3 protein-coding genes are annotated in these 2248 nt (G+C 42.4%); 1 reads left to right on the top strand and 2 read right to left on the bottom strand.

The window, feature by feature from the left end; translation table 11 throughout:
- Positions 1 to 217, bottom strand: a 217-nt coding sequence (locus K6G33_RS05875) for a hypothetical protein (RefSeq protein WP_296777281.1), incomplete at its 3' end; no start/stop codon positions are given.
- A gap of 161 nt (positions 218 to 378) precedes the next feature.
- Between K6G33_RS05875 and K6G33_RS05870 the strand changes: the two genes are divergently transcribed.
- Entirely contained in the window at positions 379 to 1287 is a 909-nt protein-coding gene (locus tag K6G33_RS05870; protein ID WP_296777279.1) for a PhoU domain-containing protein, read from the top strand.
- 288 nt (positions 1288 to 1575) lie between these two features.
- Here the strand turns inward: K6G33_RS05870 and K6G33_RS05865 are convergent, their stop codons facing one another.
- Positions 1576 to 1746, bottom strand: coding sequence for an antitoxin VbhA family protein (locus tag K6G33_RS05865; RefSeq protein WP_296777278.1), 171 nt, complete (start codon positions 1744 to 1746; stop codon positions 1576 to 1578).
- Positions 1747 to 2248 lie beyond the last annotated feature (502 nt).

Genomic DNA, 2248 nt, shown 5'->3' with positions numbered 1-2248 from the left:
GCTCCTTCCATTCCTGCACGACCGGAGAATACTTTTTTCTTGTCTGCATGACTTTTATGATCTGCGAAAGATCTTGTATTTTGGTATTGAGCGCATTGAGCTTGCTGCTTGCAAGACCCATTTCCGACATTTTGGCAAGCGCAAGATTTTCAAGTTCTACGCTGTCGTTCACTCCGTACTCGGTCAGGATATTAATTACCTTACTCGCTTCTTTCATGTTTTGAATATCAGCCCAACGTCGCAAGCCGTATCCCGCTTCGGGGTCAACAGTGACAGGCTTGTATTTCAGTTTTGGTTCCATAAGTTCGGGGTGATTTACAAGGATAATGAGTTTCTCGATTATTTTATGGGGCGAATGGACTGTTCCATTTCAGCTTTGTGGATAAGCCCATAGGCGCTGTGGAGATCGCAGCGGTACACTCCGTATTCAATATAATGACGACGGTGATGCTACTGCCGTTCTCAAATCAGCTTGTAAAGCTCGCCCGAAAGCTGATACCCGCCTCCAAAGAAAAAGAAGCAGAAGTGCTTCTTGACAAGCGTCTGCTTGCCAACCCGCCGCTTGCGGCTTCGCAGTGCAGAGAACGAACCAAGGAAATGGCAGTCATCGCGAAGGAAGCACTGCATGAGGCATTGTCCGCGTTATTCAATTATACGCAGAAGGGCGTTCTGAGCGTAGAGGAGAAAGAGCAGAAACTCGATGTCATGGAAGATAAGCTTTCTGACTTCCTTCTGGAACTTTCATCACACAGCCTTACAGACGAGGACAGCCGGACTGTCACAGAGCTGCTTCATAGTATCAGCGATTTTGAGCGCATCAGCGACCACGCTATCAATATGATAGAGATCGGTGCTGAGATGAATCAGAACGATCAGAGCTTCTCCGATAGCGCGAGAGCCGATTTCGCTACGCTCTTTGCAGCTCTTACAGAAATATCCGAGATCACCGTTAAGGCTTTTTCTGAGCAGGATACCGGTATCGCTATGACCGTTGAACCGTTGGAGGAAGTCATCGACGACCTGACAGCTACGATCCGTGACAAGCATATCTCCAGACTTCGTACAGGCGAATGCAGTCCTGAGCTGGGTGTGTACCTCTCCGATCTGCTCATCAACTGCGAGAGAGTATCTGACCATTGTTCCAATATTGCTGTGTCCATTATCGAGATAGGACAGGCAAAACTCCTCAGCCATGAGTATATGACTACTCTGAAAGCTGAAAGAACACCACAGTTTATTGAAAGCTATACGGCTTATGGGCAGAAGTACAGGCTGGCAGCGAACTGATCATTGCAAACTCGCAAAGAGTAAGGGCGAAGCAAGGCGGCTTATAGAACAGGGCGGAATAACTATTGATGTTTGGAGCTGATTTTTACGCTGTAAATAAAATCTAACAGCACCACATTTTCAATCCTAAGAGATTGGTGAAGAATGTGGTGCTGTTTAAATTACGCATATATAAGTGTATGATATTTTCTTGGAGATATTGACGGTTCTGAATGTTCAGTTTGTTCACGAGAACAGTTGTTCCCGGATAGCAGTTGTCTGAGCATCCTTCCATTGAATATACAGCCATTAAACGTTACGAATCTCTTTGAGAATAGCGTCTTTGAACTGCATGAATGAGATCTCACCGTTCAGACATTTCTTTACATTTTCTATTTCGTCTGCTGAAAATTTGTAACCTTCCATTTTGATAGAGGCAAGCTGGTTTTCAAATGCCTTATCGATTGTGATATTTTCCATTTATATAAACTCCTTTTGGGTCTCATAAATCGAATTTTAAACCTTATGAATATCTTCATAGTTGGTTCCTTTTGTTATTACTTATTATAGCAGTTATTTTTCTGAATTACAATAGCAATTGGGGCAGTACAATTTTGAATAATAAATGTTTCCGGCTAGAATAAGATTGTATTGTGTTTTAGCCGAAAAGTCATGATTTTGAGCCGAAATTATATTGAAAAGTCAGATTCATGAGCCTTCATCGACGTATTTTGGAACTCTTAGCTGTAATCTGAATTTTGTGAAAAAAACTACAGATAAATTTGACTTTTTCGTTCGCTTGTGTTATCGTAAGTAAAAGAATACACTTAGTAAGAATTCAGACAGAAAGGAAAGCACCAGTGAATAATACAAAAACGGCCATGAATGAGACTGCCGATAACCACTTTAATGGATCTGAAGAGAAGACTTGCGGATATGGGAAAATGGAACGCGATCTTATTGACAACATTCTTGAGAGCAG

It is taken from the genome of Ruminococcus sp. (assembly GCF_024691275.1).
Taxonomy (GTDB): Bacteria; Bacillota; Clostridia; order Oscillospirales; family Ruminococcaceae; genus Ruminococcus.
Note: the sequence above shows the minus strand (reverse complement) of the source record. Positions and strands in the feature narration are given on the sequence as shown.

What these genes read in the sequence shown, in the direction of transcription:
- K6G33_RS05865 (WP_296777278.1), bottom strand. Translation starts at nt 1,746, where the DNA reads ATGGAAAATATCACAATCGATAAGGCATTTGAAAACCAGCTTGCCTCT.